The 15,692-nt window shown below is 68.8% G+C and carries 21 protein-coding genes; 8 read left to right on the top strand and 13 right to left on the bottom strand.

Annotated features, from left to right (window positions below):
• Positions 1-366: 366 nt before the first annotated feature.
• The 3 genes from FFK22_RS32095 (at position 367) to FFK22_RS32085 (ending at position 2,620) form a co-directional block, all read left to right on the top strand.
• Positions 367-1,230: a hypothetical protein gene (locus tag FFK22_RS32095; RefSeq protein WP_138887879.1), complete on the top strand. Its 864-nt coding sequence runs from the start codon at positions 367-369 to the stop codon at positions 1,228-1,230.
• A 57-nt stretch (positions 1,231-1,287) separates the two neighbouring features.
• Positions 1,288-2,139: a hypothetical protein gene (locus tag FFK22_RS32090; RefSeq protein ID WP_138887880.1), complete on the top strand. Its 852-nt coding sequence runs from the start codon at positions 1,288-1,290 to the stop codon at positions 2,137-2,139.
• A 73-nt stretch (positions 2,140-2,212) separates the two neighbouring features.
• Complete coding sequence (locus tag FFK22_RS32085) at positions 2,213-2,620, top strand: hypothetical protein (protein ID WP_138887881.1); 408 nt, start codon at positions 2,213-2,215, stop codon at positions 2,618-2,620.
• 3 nt (positions 2,621-2,623) lie between these two features.
• On the opposite strand, the gene FFK22_RS32080 is transcribed toward FFK22_RS32085, so the two are convergent.
• Complete coding sequence (locus FFK22_RS32080; RefSeq protein ID WP_221939011.1) at positions 2,624-3,010, bottom strand: VOC family protein; 387 nt, start codon at positions 3,008-3,010, stop codon at positions 2,624-2,626.
• 146 nt (positions 3,011-3,156) lie between these two features.
• Here FFK22_RS32080 and FFK22_RS32075 point away from each other — a divergent pair, with 146 nt between their 5' ends.
• Positions 3,157-3,579 carry a nuclear transport factor 2 family protein gene (locus FFK22_RS32075; protein WP_138887883.1) on the top strand — a complete coding sequence of 141 codons (423 nt, stop codon included), beginning with the start codon at positions 3,157-3,159 and terminating at the stop codon, positions 3,577-3,579.
• Between the two features lie 9 nt (positions 3,580-3,588).
• On the opposite strand, the gene FFK22_RS32070 is transcribed toward FFK22_RS32075, so the two are convergent.
• From FFK22_RS32070 to FFK22_RS32040, 7 genes are all read right to left on the bottom strand, one after another.
• Positions 3,589-4,023 carry a nuclear transport factor 2 family protein gene (locus FFK22_RS32070; RefSeq protein WP_138887884.1) on the bottom strand — a complete coding sequence of 145 codons (435 nt, stop codon included), beginning with the start codon at positions 4,021-4,023 and terminating at the stop codon, positions 3,589-3,591.
• Positions 4,024-4,145: 122 nt separating this feature from the next.
• Positions 4,146-4,589 (bottom strand): nuclear transport factor 2 family protein, encoded by a 444-nt coding sequence (locus FFK22_RS32065; RefSeq protein WP_138887885.1) that lies wholly within the window; start codon positions 4,587-4,589, stop codon positions 4,146-4,148.
• A 74-nt stretch (positions 4,590-4,663) separates the two neighbouring features.
• Positions 4,664-5,080, bottom strand: coding sequence for a glyoxalase/bleomycin resistance/extradiol dioxygenase family protein (locus FFK22_RS32060; RefSeq protein WP_138887886.1), 417 nt, complete (start codon positions 5,078-5,080; stop codon positions 4,664-4,666).
• Positions 5,081-5,188: 108 nt separating this feature from the next.
• Positions 5,189-6,451, bottom strand: coding sequence for an RNA polymerase sigma factor (locus FFK22_RS32055; RefSeq protein ID WP_138887887.1), 1,263 nt, complete (start codon positions 6,449-6,451; stop codon positions 5,189-5,191).
• Positions 6,448-6,822 (bottom strand): YciI family protein, encoded by a 375-nt coding sequence (locus tag FFK22_RS32050; protein WP_138887888.1) that lies wholly within the window; start codon positions 6,820-6,822, stop codon positions 6,448-6,450. The genes FFK22_RS32055 and FFK22_RS32050 overlap by 4 nt, the downstream gene beginning before the upstream one ends.
• A gap of 73 nt (positions 6,823-6,895) precedes the next feature.
• Positions 6,896-7,735: an aminoglycoside phosphotransferase family protein gene (locus tag FFK22_RS32045; protein ID WP_138887889.1), complete on the bottom strand. Its 840-nt coding sequence runs from the start codon at positions 7,733-7,735 to the stop codon at positions 6,896-6,898.
• Positions 7,736-7,761: 26 nt separating this feature from the next.
• Entirely contained in the window at positions 7,762-8,574 is an 813-nt protein-coding gene (locus FFK22_RS32040) for an alanine--tRNA ligase-related protein (protein WP_306770206.1), read from the bottom strand.
• Positions 8,575-8,766: 192 nt separating this feature from the next.
• Between FFK22_RS32040 and FFK22_RS32035 the strand changes: the two genes are divergently transcribed.
• Positions 8,767-9,450: a bifunctional 2-polyprenyl-6-hydroxyphenol methylase/3-demethylubiquinol 3-O-methyltransferase UbiG gene (locus FFK22_RS32035; RefSeq protein WP_138887891.1), complete on the top strand. Its 684-nt coding sequence runs from the start codon at positions 8,767-8,769 to the stop codon at positions 9,448-9,450.
• A gap of 92 nt (positions 9,451-9,542) precedes the next feature.
• Here FFK22_RS32035 and FFK22_RS32030 read toward each other — a convergent pair whose 3' ends face one another.
• The gene (locus FFK22_RS32030; protein ID WP_138887892.1) at positions 9,543-10,211 is read right to left on the bottom strand and encodes a hypothetical protein; all 669 of its coding nucleotides are present in this window, start codon (positions 10,209-10,211) and stop codon (positions 9,543-9,545) included.
• Positions 10,212-11,735 (bottom strand): exodeoxyribonuclease VII large subunit, encoded by a 1,524-nt coding sequence (xseA, locus tag FFK22_RS32025; protein ID WP_138887893.1) that lies wholly within the window; start codon positions 11,733-11,735, stop codon positions 10,212-10,214.
• 55 nt (positions 11,736-11,790) lie between these two features.
• On the opposite strand from xseA, the gene purD reads away from it, so the two are divergent.
• The 3 genes from purD to FFK22_RS32010 all read left to right on the top strand — a co-directional run bounded on the left by purD (position 11,791) and on the right by FFK22_RS32010 (position 14,077).
• Positions 11,791-13,050, top strand: a complete 1,260-nt coding sequence (gene purD, locus FFK22_RS32020; RefSeq protein WP_138887894.1) for a phosphoribosylamine--glycine ligase — start codon at positions 11,791-11,793, stop codon at positions 13,048-13,050.
• Between the two features lie 43 nt (positions 13,051-13,093).
• A complete protein-coding gene (greB, locus tag FFK22_RS32015; protein ID WP_138887895.1) occupies positions 13,094-13,645 on the top strand; it encodes a transcription elongation factor GreB in 552 nt (183 codons plus the stop codon).
• A gap of 129 nt (positions 13,646-13,774) precedes the next feature.
• A complete protein-coding gene (locus FFK22_RS32010) occupies positions 13,775-14,077 on the top strand; it encodes a hypothetical protein (RefSeq protein ID WP_138887896.1) in 303 nt (100 codons plus the stop codon).
• 5 nt (positions 14,078-14,082) lie between these two features.
• Here the strand turns inward: FFK22_RS32010 and FFK22_RS32005 are convergent, their stop codons facing one another.
• From FFK22_RS32005 to FFK22_RS31995, 3 genes are all read right to left on the bottom strand, one after another.
• The gene (locus FFK22_RS32005) at positions 14,083-14,676 is read right to left on the bottom strand and encodes a hypothetical protein (RefSeq protein ID WP_138887897.1); all 594 of its coding nucleotides are present in this window, start codon (positions 14,674-14,676) and stop codon (positions 14,083-14,085) included.
• Between the two features lie 141 nt (positions 14,677-14,817).
• Positions 14,818-15,312 carry a GAF domain-containing protein gene (locus FFK22_RS32000; RefSeq protein WP_138887898.1) on the bottom strand — a complete coding sequence of 165 codons (495 nt, stop codon included), beginning with the start codon at positions 15,310-15,312 and terminating at the stop codon, positions 14,818-14,820.
• A gap of 60 nt (positions 15,313-15,372) precedes the next feature.
• Positions 15,373-15,672, bottom strand: coding sequence for a helix-turn-helix transcriptional regulator (locus FFK22_RS31995; protein ID WP_138887899.1), 300 nt, complete (start codon positions 15,670-15,672; stop codon positions 15,373-15,375).
• Between the last annotated feature and the right edge of the window lie 20 nt (positions 15,673-15,692).

The following is a 15,692-nucleotide window of genomic DNA, read 5'->3' as shown; positions in this document are numbered from 1 at the left end:
CGGCGCGGCCGGCCAGCGAGCCGATCTCCGACCGCAGCTCCGAGATCGTACGGGTCAGGGCATCGACATCCTGTTCGAGGTTGCGGGTCGCCATGGTGATCTTCTCCCTACGGTTGCAATCTTCGGCACGGCGCGGCCGTCGCGACGACGCCACGCACCGGGCCCACAGGAAGGAAACAGCGGAAATCCGGATCCGTGGCCGTTTCGGCGGCGAGGTCCCGGCCGATGCGACGAGCGACCGCAGGGCGCCGGCCGGTCGCCTTGACCACGCCACAACTCCGGCCAACCCTGAGGCCACCCGTTCATCCGGGGTTGGCCCGGCCGGCCGGTCGCGGCATGGTGGCCGCCGACCACAGCGGAGACAGCATGCGACCGAATTCCTTCGCGCTTCGCCACCGCCTCGCGCGGGCCGGCTTGGTGCTGGCGGCGATCGCCTTGCCCGGCTGGGGGGCCATGGCCCAGCAGGCCGCGCCCGGCCAGACGATCCCGCCCGCCGACGCGGCCGCGCCGTCCAAGGTGGTGCCGCAGACCGGGCCGGAGTTCCGTCGGGCCATGACCCTGGGCCGGCAGATCTATGCCATCGACGGCGCCGCCGCCCTGGCCAGCGCCGCACTGCGCCGCAACGGCATCGACCCGCAGGCCGGCGGCATCGTCGGCTGGGTGACCGAGCCCGCGGCGAACGGCATCCTGGTCCGCTTCGTGCGCCGCGGCAGCCAGGGGCCGGAGGCCGCCTACGACGTCACCGTCGATGCCGGCGGCAGCGCCCCTGCCCTCGCCCGCCGCGACGGCGCGCCGCTCACGCCGGACCAGGCCGCCCAGTTCGCCGCGGCGCAGCTGGCGCTGGGGCGGCTGGACCAGCCCTGCTCCAAGACCTACCGGCCGGTCGCGTTCCGCGATCCCGGCACCCGCAACTGGCGGGTCTACGCCCTGGCCACCTCGACCGACCCCGGCGTGTTCATGGTCGGCGGCCACTACCGCTTCCTGGTCAGCCCGGATGGCGGCCGCATCCTGTCCGGCGGCCGGCTGCCGCCGCCCTCCTGCCTGGCCGGCGAGAAGACATCCGAGGGCCATGCGGCCGTCGCCTTCATGGTGGCCGAGCCGGTTTCGGCGATCCCGACCGAGATCCACGTCTTCCTCAGCCTGCGCCAGGATCTGCCGCTGATCGTGATGACGACGAACGGCAAGCACTGGCTGGTGGCCAACGGCACCATCGCCACGGTGCAGAAGTAGGGCCGCCCTTGGCCGCCGCCGCCGGACACGGCATGCTGACGGCACAGGGGGGACCAGATGATCGACACCACCACTTCGTCGCGCCCGCCCGGCGTGGCCCGCGCGCTGCGGCGCGCAGCGCTGCCGCTGGCCCTGCTGGCCGCCCTGGCCGGCTGCAACAGCGGCACGACGCCGGCCACGGCCTCCAGCCCGAGCGCCCAGACCTCGCCGGAGATCCATCGGATCGAGGCGCTGGGCCGCACGATCTACGTCCTGGACAATGCCGCGGCGCGGGCGACCGATCTCGCCTTCGCGAAGGGGGCCGATCTACGAGCCTCGGATATGTGGGGCTGGCTGACCGACACATCGGGCCCCGGCGTGCTGGTGCGCTTCATCCGGCAGAAGGGCGGCCGGTTCGAAGCGGCCTATGACGTAACGGTCGACGAAAGCGGCCGGGCCGTCAGCATGACCCGGCCGGCGACTCCGACCCTGACACCGGAGCAGGCGAGCCAGTTCGCCGCCCTGCAGCTCGTCAGCGCCCGGGCCCTGTCCCCTCTATGCCCGGGTCCGTATGCCCACGTGGTGTTTCGCGACCCCGCCTCGCCGGGCGACTGGCGCGTCTATCTTCTGGCTGCCACCACCGATCCAAAGGTGAAAGTCTATGCCGGGCATCAGCGCTACATTGTCAGCGGCGACGGCAGCCGGATCCTGTCCTCGGAGCAGCTGTCCAAGAGCTGTCTCGCGCCCAGGCTGGAAGTACCGCCGGGCCAGATCCCGCAATTCTTCCTGATGACCGAGCTGCTGTCCCGTACCCCGACCGAGACCCATGTCTTCGACAGCCTTCTCTACCGGCTGCCGATTCTCGTGGTGACCGTCCCGGAGAAGAGGCAATGGATCGTCGACCAGGGCCGGATCTCGGGACCGAGATAGCACCGGCGGGGGCAGCTTCGCAGGATCTGTCAACCCGGCCGGGCTACACTGCGGCCGATGGTGAGAGGCGACGATGGCGAAATCCTGGACCGAGAAGCTGAACGATCCGCGGCCGCATCAGGTCAAGCCGGCACCGATCGACATCGCCGGGATGAAGGCCGGCGAGATCATGCTGGTGCCGACGCCCCGGCTGATCGACGCCTTCATTCGCGCCATTCCCAGGGGCAACGGCATGGATGTGCGCACCCTGCGGCGCGAGCTGGCCCGGCGGCACGGGGCCGAGGTGACCTGCCCGATCACCACAGGCTTCCATCTGCGCGTCGTCGCCGAGGCGGCGTGGGAGGCGCATCGGCGCGGTGCCGCCGTGGACGAGATCACACCGTTCTGGCGGGTGCTGGACAGCCGGGCGCCGACCACGGCGAAGCTGTCCTTCGGCGACGCCTTCCTGCACGAGCAGCGGCGGCTGGAGGCGCTCGCCTGACGGTCAGCCGGCGAAGGCGATCAGGTTGCCGTCCGGGTCGCGGATGATGAAGGTGCGGGCGCCCCAGGGCTCGGTCCGCAGCGTCTGGTGGAACGGCGCGCCGGCGGCCTGCAGCTCCAGGAACAGCGCCTTCGGGTCGTCGAGCGCGATCGTGGCGGACAGGACGTCGACCTCCCGCTCGCGGAAGCCGGGGGCGAAGACGGGGCCCTGGATCCGGCGCAGATTCAGCCGTGCCGCGTCGCACCGGATCTGGGCGTAGAAGGGCGGCTCGCCATAGGTGAAGACGACGGCGAAGCCGAGCGTCCCGGCGTAGAAGTCGCAGGCCGCCCGGATGTCGGCGACGAGGAGCTGCGGCTCGGCGAGGCCGAGGACCGGCCGGGGCTGTGGCATGGGATCCGCCATGGACCCGACGATGGGAGGGCTGCAGCGGGCCTGTCAAGACGCGCCGGCGGGATGCTTCGATCGGTATCGAAGCGATCCCGCGACCCGCCAACCCGCCATCGGCCTAGGCTTCGGCCAACCTGATGGAGATCACGATGAACACCGATGCCGACATCCGCCGGATCTATGAGCGCTGGCACGAGACCGTCCGCGGCCGCGATCTCGACGGCCTGGTGGCGCTGTATGCCGAGGACGCGGTGCTGGAGACGCCGCTGATCCTGGCGACGCTGCCGGACCACGGCGACGGCGTGCTGCGCGGGCGCGAGCCGATCCGGTCCTTCTTCGCGGCCGGCTTGCGCACGCTGCCGGGCGAGCTCAGCCGCTGGTACCGGACCGGCACCTTCTATGCCAATGGCCGGCAGCTGGTCTGGGAATACCCGCGCGAGACGCCGCAGGGCGACCAGGTCGACCTCGTCGAGGTGATGGACATCGAGCGCGGGCTGATCGCGCATCACCGGGTCTACTGGGGCTGGGTCGGAGTCCGGCTGCTGGCGCCGGCGCTGAGCCGGACCGCCTGACCCCGCGGCTCAGGGCTTGAGGTCCACCGCGGCCCGCAGGCTGCCATCCATGTAGAAGGGCACGGATTCGTGCTCATGCACGATGGTCCAGCCATCGGCGGCCCGGCGCAAGCCGAGGGTGATGCGGAACCAGACGTCCGCGCGCACGCCATCGGTCTTGGTGCCGGTCAGCCGGGCGAGGCCGTGGCAGAAGGCGACGTCGCCATCGGCGGCGATGCCGAGGTCATGGACCTCGTAGCCGATCGGCCCCTCCCAGGTGGCGAACCAGGCGTCCAGCCCCGCGGTCCCGGATTCGGCGGTCCGCAGCGGCGGCGCCAGGGAGTAGAGGACGAAGTCGACGGCCTGGCGGACGACGACGCCCTTGGCGTCCTTGCGGCGCAACGCCGCCGAACGCGCCTCGATCAGGGTGCGGATCTCGGCCTCACTGTCATGCTGGCTGGTCATTTCGCGTCCTCCATCCGCATCCGGACCATCCGGATGCCTGTCCCAAGGACGAAGCAGCGCCGGCCGATCCGACAGGTCGTTGTCCGAAACCAGAGCCGGCGCTGAACCGGACCCCCTGACCCTCAGGGCTTCAGGTCCACCGCCGCCCGCAGGCTGCCATCCATGTAGAAGGGCACGGATTCGTGTTCGTGCACGATGGTCCAGCCCTCGGCGGCCCGGCGCAGGCCGAGGGTGAGGCGGAACCAGAGATCGACCGTCTCGCCATCGGTCTTGGCGCCGCTCATCCGGGCGAAGCCGCGGCAGAAGGCGACATCTCCGCCGGCCGCGATGTCGAGGTCGCGGATCTTGTAGCCGATCGGCCCGGCCCAGCCGGCGAACCAGCTGTCCACATCCTCGACGCTCGCCTGGTCGGCTGCCAGCGGCGACCCCATGGAGTACAGGGAGTACAGGGCATAGTCGGCCGACTGGCCGGCAACGAAGCCCTTGGCGTCCTTGCGGCGCAGCGCCGCCGCGCGCGCCTCGATCAGGGCGCGGATCTCGGCCTCGCCGTCATGCTGGCTGGTCATCCCTTCCTCCATCGCATCACGAAAGGCCGGCGGAAGGGCGCATGCCCTTCCGCCTGCGTCCCGCCGAACGGGTGTTACGATTTGACCGGTGCGTTCATCGCCCAGGCGAGGCCGAACGGGTCCTTCAGCCGGCCCCACCGGTCGCCCCAGAACATCACGTCCAGCGGCACCTCGACCGTGCAGCCGGCATCCACCGCCCTCTTCCACCAGGCGTCGATCTCGTCGGCCTTGAGAATGAGCTGCAGGGTGAAGGCCTGCGGCGGCTCGACTGCGAAGCCATGCTCCGGATAGAAATCGGAGATCATCAGCGAGCTGCCGTTGACATGGGCATGGACATGCATGGTCCGGCCTTTGTCGTCGGGCGGCGCCGAAAAAACCGTCTTCGCGCCGAAGGCCTTCTCGTAGAACTCGGCCGCCTTCAACGCCCCCTCGACATTCACATAGGCGACCAGGCCGCCGAGGACCGGGGGAGCTGCGTGATCTGTCGTCATGTCTTCCTCCTGGTGGTTCCGTCGCGCCGCGGCGGATGCTGCGGGCCTGCTTCAAGGACGGCCTGATCGGAGCGCCGCCGACAACGACTCCCGAAAATTTTTCCGGGCTCAGCCGGCCTCGGCCGTCCCGTCCTGCTGCAGCCGGTCGAGATGCATCCGGATATGGGCGGCTTCGGCCGCGGTGTTGGCGAGCGCAATGGCCTGGTTGAAGGCCTCGCGCGCCTCGCCGACGTGGCCGAGCTGCTGCAGCAGCGCCCCGCGCACGCCGAAGAAGTAGAAATAGCCGGACAGGCGCGGCGCCAGCGGCTCGATCATTTCCAGCGCTGCCTGGGCGCCGTGCAGCTTGGCCACGGCGACGGCGCGGTTCAGCGTCACCACCGGCGACGGCTGCAGCCGTTCCAGCGTGGCGTAGAGCATGTCGATCTGGGCCCAGTCGGTGTCCTGCGCCCGCGCCGCCCGGGCGTGCAGCGCCGCGATCGCCGCCTGCACCTGATAGGGGCCGGGGCTGCGGTGGCGAATCGCCTTGTCGATCAGCGCCAGCCCCTCGGCGATCATGGCGCGGTTCCACAGGGTCCGGTCCTGCTCCTCCAGCAGCACGATGCTGCCCTCGGCGTCGAAGCGCGCCGGCGCCCGCGAATGCTGCAGCAGCATCAGCGCGGTCAGGCCCATGATCTCGGGCTCGGCCGGGAACAGCCGCAGCAGCAGCCGGGCCAGGCGGATCGCCTCGTCGCACAGCGGCGCGCGCAGCGGCGCCTCCTCGCTGTTGGCGGCGGAATAGCCCTCGTTGAAGACCAGGTAGATCATGGCCGCGACCATGGCCAGCCGCTGCGCCCGCTCCGGCGCGCCCGGCGTCTCGAATGGCACCCCGGCATTGGCCACCTTGGCCTTGGCCCGGGTGATCCGCTGCTCCATAGCACTCTCGCCGACCAGGAAGGCGCGGGCGATCTGCTTGACCGACAGGCCAGAGACGATGCGCAGCGCCAGCGCGATCTGCTGCGTCGCCGGCAGGTCGGGATGGCAGCAGATGAACAGCAGCCGCAGGATGTCGTCGCGGTACTCGGCGCCGTCCAGCCGCTCGGCCATGTCGGCCTCGGCGTCCTCCAGGTCGGACAGCACCTCGTCCGGCGGCAGCGGCTCCTGCTTGCGGCCGCGGCGCACGCTGTCGAGCGCGGCGTTGCGGCCGACGAAGATCAGCCAGGCCGCCGGGTCGCGCGGCGGGCCCTTCTGCGGCCAGGTCTTCAGCGCCCGGAGACAGGCCTCCTGGAACGCCTCCTCCGCCGTGTCCAGGTCCCGGAAATAGCGCAGCAGCGCACCGAGAGCCTGGGGGCGGGCGGAGGCGAAGGCCGCGTCGATCCAGGCGATGTCGTTCATGATCCAGCTGTCCCAGGCTTGAAGCGACGGATCGGGCGGACCTCATAGGTCGCCCCGGGATTGGCGTCGGAGAGGTCGCGCACGATGGCGAGCACCTCTTCCAGCGACTCGCATTCGAAGGTGTAGAAGCCCAGAAGCTGCTCCTTCGTCTCGGCGAAGGGGCCATCGATCACCAGCGGCTCGCCGCCCGCGCCCTGGCGCAGGGTGGTGGCGGCGGTGGTCGGCATCAGCCGGGCGACGGGCCCGACCTTGCCCTGCCTGGCCAGCGGTTCCTGCACCGCCATCAGCCGGCCGATGACCGCGTCGTCTTCGGCCTGGGTCCAAGCCTCGGTCACGGCTTCGTTGTGGTAGCAGAGGACGGCGTACAGCATCCGGGTCGTTCCTTCTTCCTCCCGAGGACGAAGGAGTATGCCCGGCGCCGACACCGCCGGCAAAAAATGCCGGTCAGCCCTCCCCCAGCTCCGCCAGCGCCGTCTCGGCCACTGCCAGGTCGATCGCCGGGTGGTTGCCGTCGTCCAGGCTCCAGACGGCGGAGAGGGAGGACGTGGCCAGGACCCAGCGCAGCAGGCGGTCGCGCTCCATCCCCGCCGCCTCGGCCACCACCGCCGCCCGCTGGGCCAGGCGGCCGGGCTGCGTCGCCACCGCCCGGTCCGGCGCGGCCAGGGAGGGGGCGCCGGGGAAGCCCATGTCGGGGTTGGTGAAGAGGCTGCCGAAATCGTAGCCGCGGTCGCCGACCAGATGGCGGGGATCGATCGCCAGCCAGCCGCGCGGCCCGAAATCCAGCACGTTGTCGTGATGCAGGTCGCCATGCAGGGTGACGATGTCCCACCGCTCCGCCAGCAGGCCGCGGGCGATGGCGGCGGCGCGGGCGACGACGCCGCCATAGCGGTCGCCGCCCTCGGTCAGCGGCGCGAACCACCGCTCCAGCGGCAGCAGCCCGTCCGGCAGCGGCCGGCCGCGCGGCGCGTGCAGCCGGGTCGCCGCGGCGCAGAGGATGCGGCAGGCCTCGTCATCCTGCCCCTGCCGTGCCATGGCGACCAACGAGGCGGGGCCGGTGGCGCGCTCCAGCAGCAGCGTGTCGCCATGCTGGGCCAGCACCATCGCCGCCCCCTCACCGGTCCAGTGCTGCATCAGCAGGCAGCCGAGCTTCTCGTCGGCGTTGACCGGCTGCTTGATCATGGCTGGCAGGTCGCCGCAGCGCACCGCCAGCAGCCGGCTGCCATGGGTGACGATCGGCTCGCCGTCCGGCACCGCGCCCCATCGGGCCAGATCTTCCTCGAACATCCTCGGTCCTTGGGTGTCATGCGTGGTTAGGAGCCGGCTTGCGCCGGCCCCTCGATTTCGTCGAGATCGATGCCATGGGTGTCGAACCACCATTCCGGCGGCTTGTCCGGATGACTGGGCCTGAGCCGGGCGTAGCGCTCGCGCAGCCGCTGCTGCCGCGTCGCCTCCGCCCGGAAGTGCGAGTGGTCGAGCGATCCGCCGATCGCCCACAGCCGGCGCAGCAGCTTGCGCAGGACATAGCCCTGCGCCTTGGGGCCGGGCCTGTAGCCGCTGGCGATGATTCGTTCGATCGCCTCTGCCAGGATCTCCGCCGGCTTCATCGGCGGAGTGCGGTTGACCAGGGCGTCCAGCCGGTCCAGCCCGAACCCCGCATCGATGCAGGTGCCGAGCGGGTTGACGATGTTCCCGATCTCGACCCCGTCCCGATAGAACTCGGTGCAGTAGCCGGTGATGCTGCCGTCACTCCAGGTGCAGTCCGGGTCGGGCCGGATCGGGACCCGGCCGCGATACAGCGGCGACCACTCCGCCATCCGGTCGGGATGGATGGTGACGTGATGCGGCGACGCCCCGGTCTCCGCCAGGAAATCGAGCCAGAACTCGATCGCCTGCCCGACAGTCATCCGTCGGAACGAGAACAGGCCGAGCATGTCGAATCGGAGCAGATGCGTGCCGTCGCCGATCTCGTCGAGATCGCCCAGGCGCAGGCAGGACTGGAGATTGGCGAAGGTGGCGGTGACGGACGGGTCGATGAACAGCGGCTTGAACTGCTGCATGCCCGCCGTACAGAACAGCGTCGTGCTGTCGAACGGCCGAACCGAAGGGTTCGTGTCGAAACCGATCCCCCTGTTCTCGCAGAACAGGCGGAATCGGTGGGTCAGGCGTCCCGCGAGGACATAGGCAACCTCCTGGTTCCGGCCCGCCGGGAGGGCGGGCCCTATTCCTATCTAATCACGCGCCGGACGCTTCTCAAACCCCTGGCGCCGGCCTGCCGCCATCGCCATCTCCGACGGGCAGCGAGGGAGGAACAGCGCATGGGCTCGGCGATCCGCTTCACCGGCACGGGGCCGGGCGCGCACACCCAGGATGGCTGCGCCGTCGAGCTGTACCGGCGCCTGCCGGCCGACGGCGAGGCGGAGATCGTCGCCAGCGTGGTCCCGACCGGCGGCTCGATCCTGGAGCTGGGCTCCGGGCCGGGCAGGATCACCCACGCCCTGGCCGCCTTCGGCTATGCCGTGACCGCGGTCGACAACTCGGCCGAGATGCTGGCCCATGTCCGGGGCGCGGAGACGGTGCAGGCCGATATCGAGGATCTCGACCTTGGCCGCCGCTTCGACGCGGTGCTGCTGGCCAGCACGCTGATCAACTTCCCCGAGGCCCAGACGCGCGCCGCCCTGCTCGCCACCTGCCGGCGCCATGCCCGGCCCGGCGGCGCGGTGCTGATCGAACGGCGCAATCCCGCCACCTTCGCGACGCTGCAGCCAGGACCGGCCGGGGAGGAGGCCGGCATCCGCCACGTGATCGAATCGGTGCGGCATGAAGGCCGCCTGGCCCATATCGTCCTCCGCTCGGAAGCGGCTGACGCGGTGTGGACGCAGAGCTATACCCACGAGCTGATCGATGACGCGCAGATCGCGGAGGCGCTGGCCGCCGCCGGGCTGCGGCTGGTCCGCTGGCTCGATCCGCCACGCCGTTGGGCCCTGGCGGAACGCGCATAGCCCCCGCAGCGCCCTTCGCTCAGGCCCCGGGTCAGGCTCGATCTGACTGATGCGGCCAACTACCGACGGTTCCCGTCCTGGGCTGCCACCAGTCAGTCGACCGGTTCGGTCGTCAGGCTCGCGTAAAGTTCAGCGGCCATCCCGGCAAAAAGCAGCGCCGCGAACAGCCAAGTGGTCGTCCCCAGGATCGGCATCGCCCCTGACGGAACCAATCCTGCCGGGATGAACACAAAGCCGAAGAGAATTATGCTCGAACCATAGGCCCTGAGGCTGCGACCTCGCATCAACTGCCAACTGGATCGGAAGCCGAGATACGGCGGTCCGAAGAGCACCGACGGCCATATCAGGAGAAAGCGTAGAAAAAGGACGGCCACGGCGCAAAGCAACGGAATCACCAGAGGGAGTGCGCCAGGGGCGCTCCCGGCAAATATGAAGCCCATGAGGCTGCCTATCGCGAGCAGCAGCAATCCCGCCATGAACAGGGTCCCCGTGAGAAGGCCGACCAGCCACCATCTGCCGGATCGCCCATCGGGTTTCAGCGACAGCATTGCGACTGCCGCCGCGACAATGCAGTCCATGAGCTTACGGACAAGGACTGCCTCATCCCCTAACAATTGGCCCGCACCAACCAGGGTCGCGGTGCCGACGGCGAGAATAAGGATCGACAGCAACGGCTGCCGGATGATCCGGCGACAAGCGCGCTTGTAGGCCCAGGAGACCGAGGCAGAACTGCGCGACGCAGGTCTCGATCTCAGGTGCATCTACAGCAGCGATCCCTGCTCCGGCTTCGGGTCCGGCACGCGGGCGGGCCGGTGCGGCTTGCTGCCGCCGATCACGGCCGGGGCGTCACCGTCCTGGAAGCGGATCGACACCGCCCGGCCGGGCGTCGCCTCCTGCGTCGAGCCGAGCGCGTGGCCGGTCGCCGGGTCCAGCACCAGGGCGTAGCCGCGGCGCAGCACGTCGACATAGGAGTAGCTCTCCAGCAGCCGGCCGGCGGCGGCCAGCCGGGCCGTGCGGTCGGCCAAAGCGCGCTGCACCGGCTCCGGCCGGAAGCGGCCGGACAGGGTGTGGAAGCGTTCGGCCGGATGGTGGGTCAGGCGGGTGCCGCAGGCGGTCAGGCGGTCGCCGAGCTGGGCGAGATGCCGCGCCGTCTCCGCCACCTGGCGGCGCGGATGCGGCAGCCGGGCGCCGAGCTCGGCCAGCCGCGCCTGGCGCCGCTCGACGATGCCGAGTGCGGCCCGGTCCAGCCGCTCGCCGCGGTCGTCCAGCCGCTGCATCGCCGTCTCGATCAGCCGCGCCGGGTCGCCCAGGCCGCGGCGCAGCGCGTCCAGCCGGGTGCGGTGCTCGCCGAACAGCCGGGCGGTGCCGGCTTCAAGGCGGCGGGAGCAGTCCAGCACCCGGCCCAGCAGTTCGGCCCGGACCGGCACCGCCATCTCCGCCGCCGCGGTGGGAGTGGGCGCACGGCGGTCCGAGGCGAAGTCGATCAGGGTGGTGTCGGTCTCGTGCCCGACAGCGGAGATCAGCGGGATGGCGCTGGCCGCCGCCGCGCGCACCACGATCTCCTCGTTGAACGGCATCAGGTCTTCCAGGCTGCCGCCGCCGCGGGCGACGATCAGCAGGTCCGGCCGAGGCACCCGGCCACCGGGCGGCACCGGGCCACCGACCGGCAGCGCGTTGAAGCCCTCGATCGCCGCCGCCACCTGCCCTGCCGCGCTTTCGCCCTGCACCGCCACCGGCCAGACCAGGACATGGCGCGGGAAGCGGTCGGACAGGCGGTGCAGGATGTCGCGGATCACCGCGCCGGTCGGCGAGGTGACGACGCCGATCACCCGCGGCAGGAAGGGCAGCGCCCGCTTGCGCGCGGCCTCGAACAGCCCTTCGGCGGCGAGGCGGCGGCGGCGCTCCTCCAGCATCTTGAGGATGGCGCCTTCGCCCGCCAGCTCCATCTGCTCGATCACCATCTGGTATTGCGAGCGCGAGCCGTAGATGGTCAGCCGGCCGGTGCAGATCACCTCCATCCCCTGCTCCGGCCGCACCATCAGCCGCGCCAGCTGGCCCTTCCAGATCACCGATTCGAGGGTGCAGCTGTCGTCCTTGAGCGTCAGGTAGACATGGCCGGAGCGCGGCACCGTGACCTTGCCGATCTCGGCGCGCACGCGCACCAGGCCGAACTCGCCCTCGATGGTGCGCTTCAGCGCGCCGGTCAGCTCGGCGATGGTGAATTCCGGCAGGTTGGAGCCGGGGCGGCCGGCCGGGGCCGGGGGGGTGTCGTTTTGCTCGGTCATGCTGCGGCCACCATGCTAAACCCCTCGCGTTCGAGCAAGTGAGACGGGTCCTTCGATGCGCATCCTTCTGGTCGGCGGCGGCGGCCGCGAACATGCCCTGGCCTGGGCGATCGCCGCCTCCCCCCTGTGCACCACGCTGTTCTGCGCGCCCGGCAATGCCGGCATCGCCAAGGAGGCGACCTGCGTGCCGGTCGCGGCCGAGGATGTCGACGGGCTGGTGACATTCGCCCGGGAGAACGCGATCGACTTCGTCGTGGTCGGGCCGGAAGCGCCGCTGGTGGCGGGGCTGGTGGACCGGCTGACCGAAGCCGGGATCAAGGCTTTCGGGCCGACCGCCGCGGCCGCCGCGTTGGAGGGGTCGAAGGGTTTCACCAAGGATCTGTGCGCGAAGTACGGCATCCCGACCGCGCGCTACCGCCGCTTCACCGACGCGACCGAGGCCAAGGCCTACATCGTCGCCGAGGGCGCGCCGATCGTCGTCAAGGCCGACGGGCTGGCCGCCGGCAAGGGCGTGGTGGTGGCCGCGACGGTCGCGGAGGCCCAGGCCGCCGTCGACACCATGCTGACCGACGGCGGCTTCGGCGCCGCCGGCGCGTCGATCGTGGTCGAGGGCTGCCTGGTCGGGCCGGAGCTGAGCTTCTTCGCCCTGTGCGACGGCGAGACGGCGCTGCCGCTGGCCACCGCCCGCGACCACAAGCGGGCCTTCGACAACGATGAGGGCCCGAACACCGGCGGCATGGGCGCGGTGTCGCCGCATCCGCTGGCAACGCCGGAGCTCGAGGCCCGGATCATGGCCGAGATCGTGCAGCCGACCTTGCGCGCCATGGAGGCCGAGGGCACGCCGTTCCGCGGCATCCTGTTCGCCGGGCTGATGCTGACCGAGCGCGGGCCGCAGCTGATCGAGCACAATGTCCGCTTCGGCGACCCGGAATGCGAGACGCTGCTGCCACGGCTGAACTCGGACCTGCTCACCGCCCTGATCGCCGCGGCCGACGGCGAGCTGCGCCACCTGACCCTGCGCTGGCGGCCGGAGGCGGCGGTGACGGTGGTGATGGCGGCGAACGGCTATCCCGGCAGCTACAAGAAGGGCAGCCCGATCCGGGCGCTGGACCAGGCCGGTCAGGTGCCGGGCACCATCGTCTTCCACGCCGGCACGAAGGCCGAGGCCGATGGCATCGTTACCGCCCAGGGCGGTCGGGTGCTGGCGGTGACCGCCCTCGGCGCCGACATCGCCGAGGCCCGGTCGCGGGCCTATCAGGCGATCGACCGCATCGACTGGCCCGAAGGATTCTGCCGCCGGGATATCGCCATCTGACCCGATTTTGAAACCTGCGGCCCGATCGGCGTAGACTGTCCCGATGAGCAAGGCTTTCACCAAAGAGACCGACACCGAGGAGGAGCTGGACGATGCGCCGGCGCCCCTGCCCGCGGGGTCGAAGAACTACATCACGCCCGAGGGCTTCCAGCGGCTGCAGGACGAGTTGAAGCAGCTGTGGCGGGTCGAGCGGCCGAAGGTGGTCGAGGTGGTGTCCTGGGCCGCCGGCAACGGCGATCGGTCGGAGAATGGCGACTACATCTACGGCAAGAAGCGGCTGCGCGAGATCGACCGCCGGGTGCGGTTCCTGACCAAACGGCTGGAGATCGCCGAGGTGGTCGACCCGGCGCGCCAGACCAACCGCGACCGGGTGTATTTCGGCGCCACCGTCACCTATGTCGACGGCCAGGACCGCGAGCGCACGGTGCGCATCGTCGGCATCGACGAGACCCGGCCGGAAGAGGGCGAGATCAGCTGGATCTCCCCCCTCGCCCGCGCCCTGATGCGGGCGCAGGAGGGCGACGTGGTCGAGGTCCGCGCCCCTGGCGGCGTGGAGACCGCCGAGGTCATCGAGATCCGGTACGAGAAAGGCTGAGCCGTCAGGCGACGCTATATACCACTGCTTCTTTTTCTGCTCTGCGGCCTCTGCTATAGTTATCCAGCCGTCTTCATATCGCATTTCCGAGACGGAATTTTTGAACGTTACTTTCCAATAGGAGAAGACATGTCAATTACAGAAGAGAAGGAACTCACAGTCCCTATATTGAAGTTGCTTTCCGAATCAAGCACCGGATTTATGAAAACCTCCGATATTATCAAGCATTTGGTTGATTCTTTTAACCCAACTGGGCCTGACGCGGAAATTTTGATGAATCGCTCAGATATTCGATTCACTCAGATCGTCAGAAACATTATCTCTCACAGAGAAACATCAACCAATCCGATAAATAATGGCTTACTTGAATATGACGATAACAATAAGGGACTTAGGATTACAGCCGCTGGTCGGGCGGCTGTAGGCAGATAATTTTTCTAACTGTACTTTGCCTTATATCCTGGCTTGAGCCATGCCAGTTCAGTCGAACCGGCATGGTTCTTATCCCAGACGAACCACGCGTAAGCGGTGGTACCACTTCCTGTGGCTTTCACCCCCTTGGGGTAGAATGTGATTCTCTCACTAAACACCCAAACACGGCTCGGGGGCGCTGTGTGAAAAATTGTCCTCGTTCTATTTGCGCCCTCTAGAAAAGCAAGTCGAAGCAAGAGAGCAAATTTTTCTTCAGCTTTACTCAATGCCGAAGCCACAAAAGCCTCAGCACTATGGAAAGGAGGATTGGTTATGATATTTCTATGCTTTCGATTAACTTTGATAAAATCTTGCCCCGCCTCTCCATAGCCGCGATCATACAGATCAGAGCTAGTTACACGGCTACCAGATTCTACGAGGACATCTGACATCGCGCCGTCGCCACAGGCACATTCCCAAATCTCGCCCTTGAATGGCTCGCTCTCGGCCAGCGCAAATGTCGCCCAACGAGGGGTCGGGTAAAAATCTGGTCCATCTAAATCGGCAAATCGCTTCGTCGTGGGCTTGAAGCCACCGTTGAGATTATACGTTCGGTCCATATTCCCCTCCATCTTTCGGGAGAATTTTAGCAGAATCAATTTTCTAAGAAAGAGTCTTGAGAATCGGAATCAACCGAACAGCCGGCCCTCATCAGCCAGTAGCTTAAGATTCTGAAAATCACAGGCTCGACAGGAAGATAATCAGGCGGCGCTCGCGGCCACCCACAGCGCCGCGAGCGCCTCGATCCCGGCCTGGTCCTCGGCGTCGAAGCGGTTGGGCAGCGGGCTGTCGAGGTCGAGCACGCCCAGCACCTTCCCGTCCCGCAGCAGCGGCACCACCAGCTCGGAGCGCGAGGCGGCGTCGCAGGCGATGTGCCCTGGGAAGGCGTGCACATCCGGCACCAGCACCGATTCCCGGCGCTCCGCCGCCGTGCCGCAGACGCCGCGGCCGAGCGGGATGCGGATGCAGGCCGGCTTGCCCTGGAACGGCCCGAGCACCAGCTCGCTTTCGCTGCGCAGCAGGTAGAAGCCGGCCCAGTTCAGCTCCGGCAGGCCGTGATAGATCAGGGCCGAGAGGTTGGCTGCGTTGGCGATGGCGTCGGTCTCGCCCTGGAACAGCCCCTCCGCCTGGGAGAGCAGGTCGCGATAGGCCTCCGCCTTCGACAGGGCGGGATCGGGGCGTGCGGTCTGGAACATCGGTCGGTCTTCCTGTCTCGTCGGCTGGAAGATAGGCACGGGAACGGCCGGCGGAAAGCCTCAGAGGCTGTCGACCAGCGCACGGGCCGCGCGGATCTGCTCCTCGTCGCGCCGGTAGAAGGTCCATTGCCTGATCCGCTTCGGCACCACCAGGCCGGACTGGACCAGGACGCGCATATGCTCGCTCAGTGTCGGCTGGCTGATGCCGAGCTTGTCGGCGATGAACACGCCGCACACCCCATCCTCGACCAGGTCGCCATCGGCCTGCGGCGGGAAATGTGCGCGCGGATCCTTCAGCCAGTCCAGGATCTGCAGGCGGCGCTCATTGGCTAAAGCGCGGAAGAGATTGGCTGGGTACATTTCGGCACTTTGCCAAAGGG

The sequence above is a fragment of the Mycobacterium sp. KBS0706 genome (genome assembly GCF_005938675.2).
Classification (GTDB): Bacteria; Pseudomonadota; Alphaproteobacteria; order DSM-16000; family Inquilinaceae; genus Inquilinus.
This window is presented reverse-complemented; position numbering and strand designations above follow the sequence as displayed.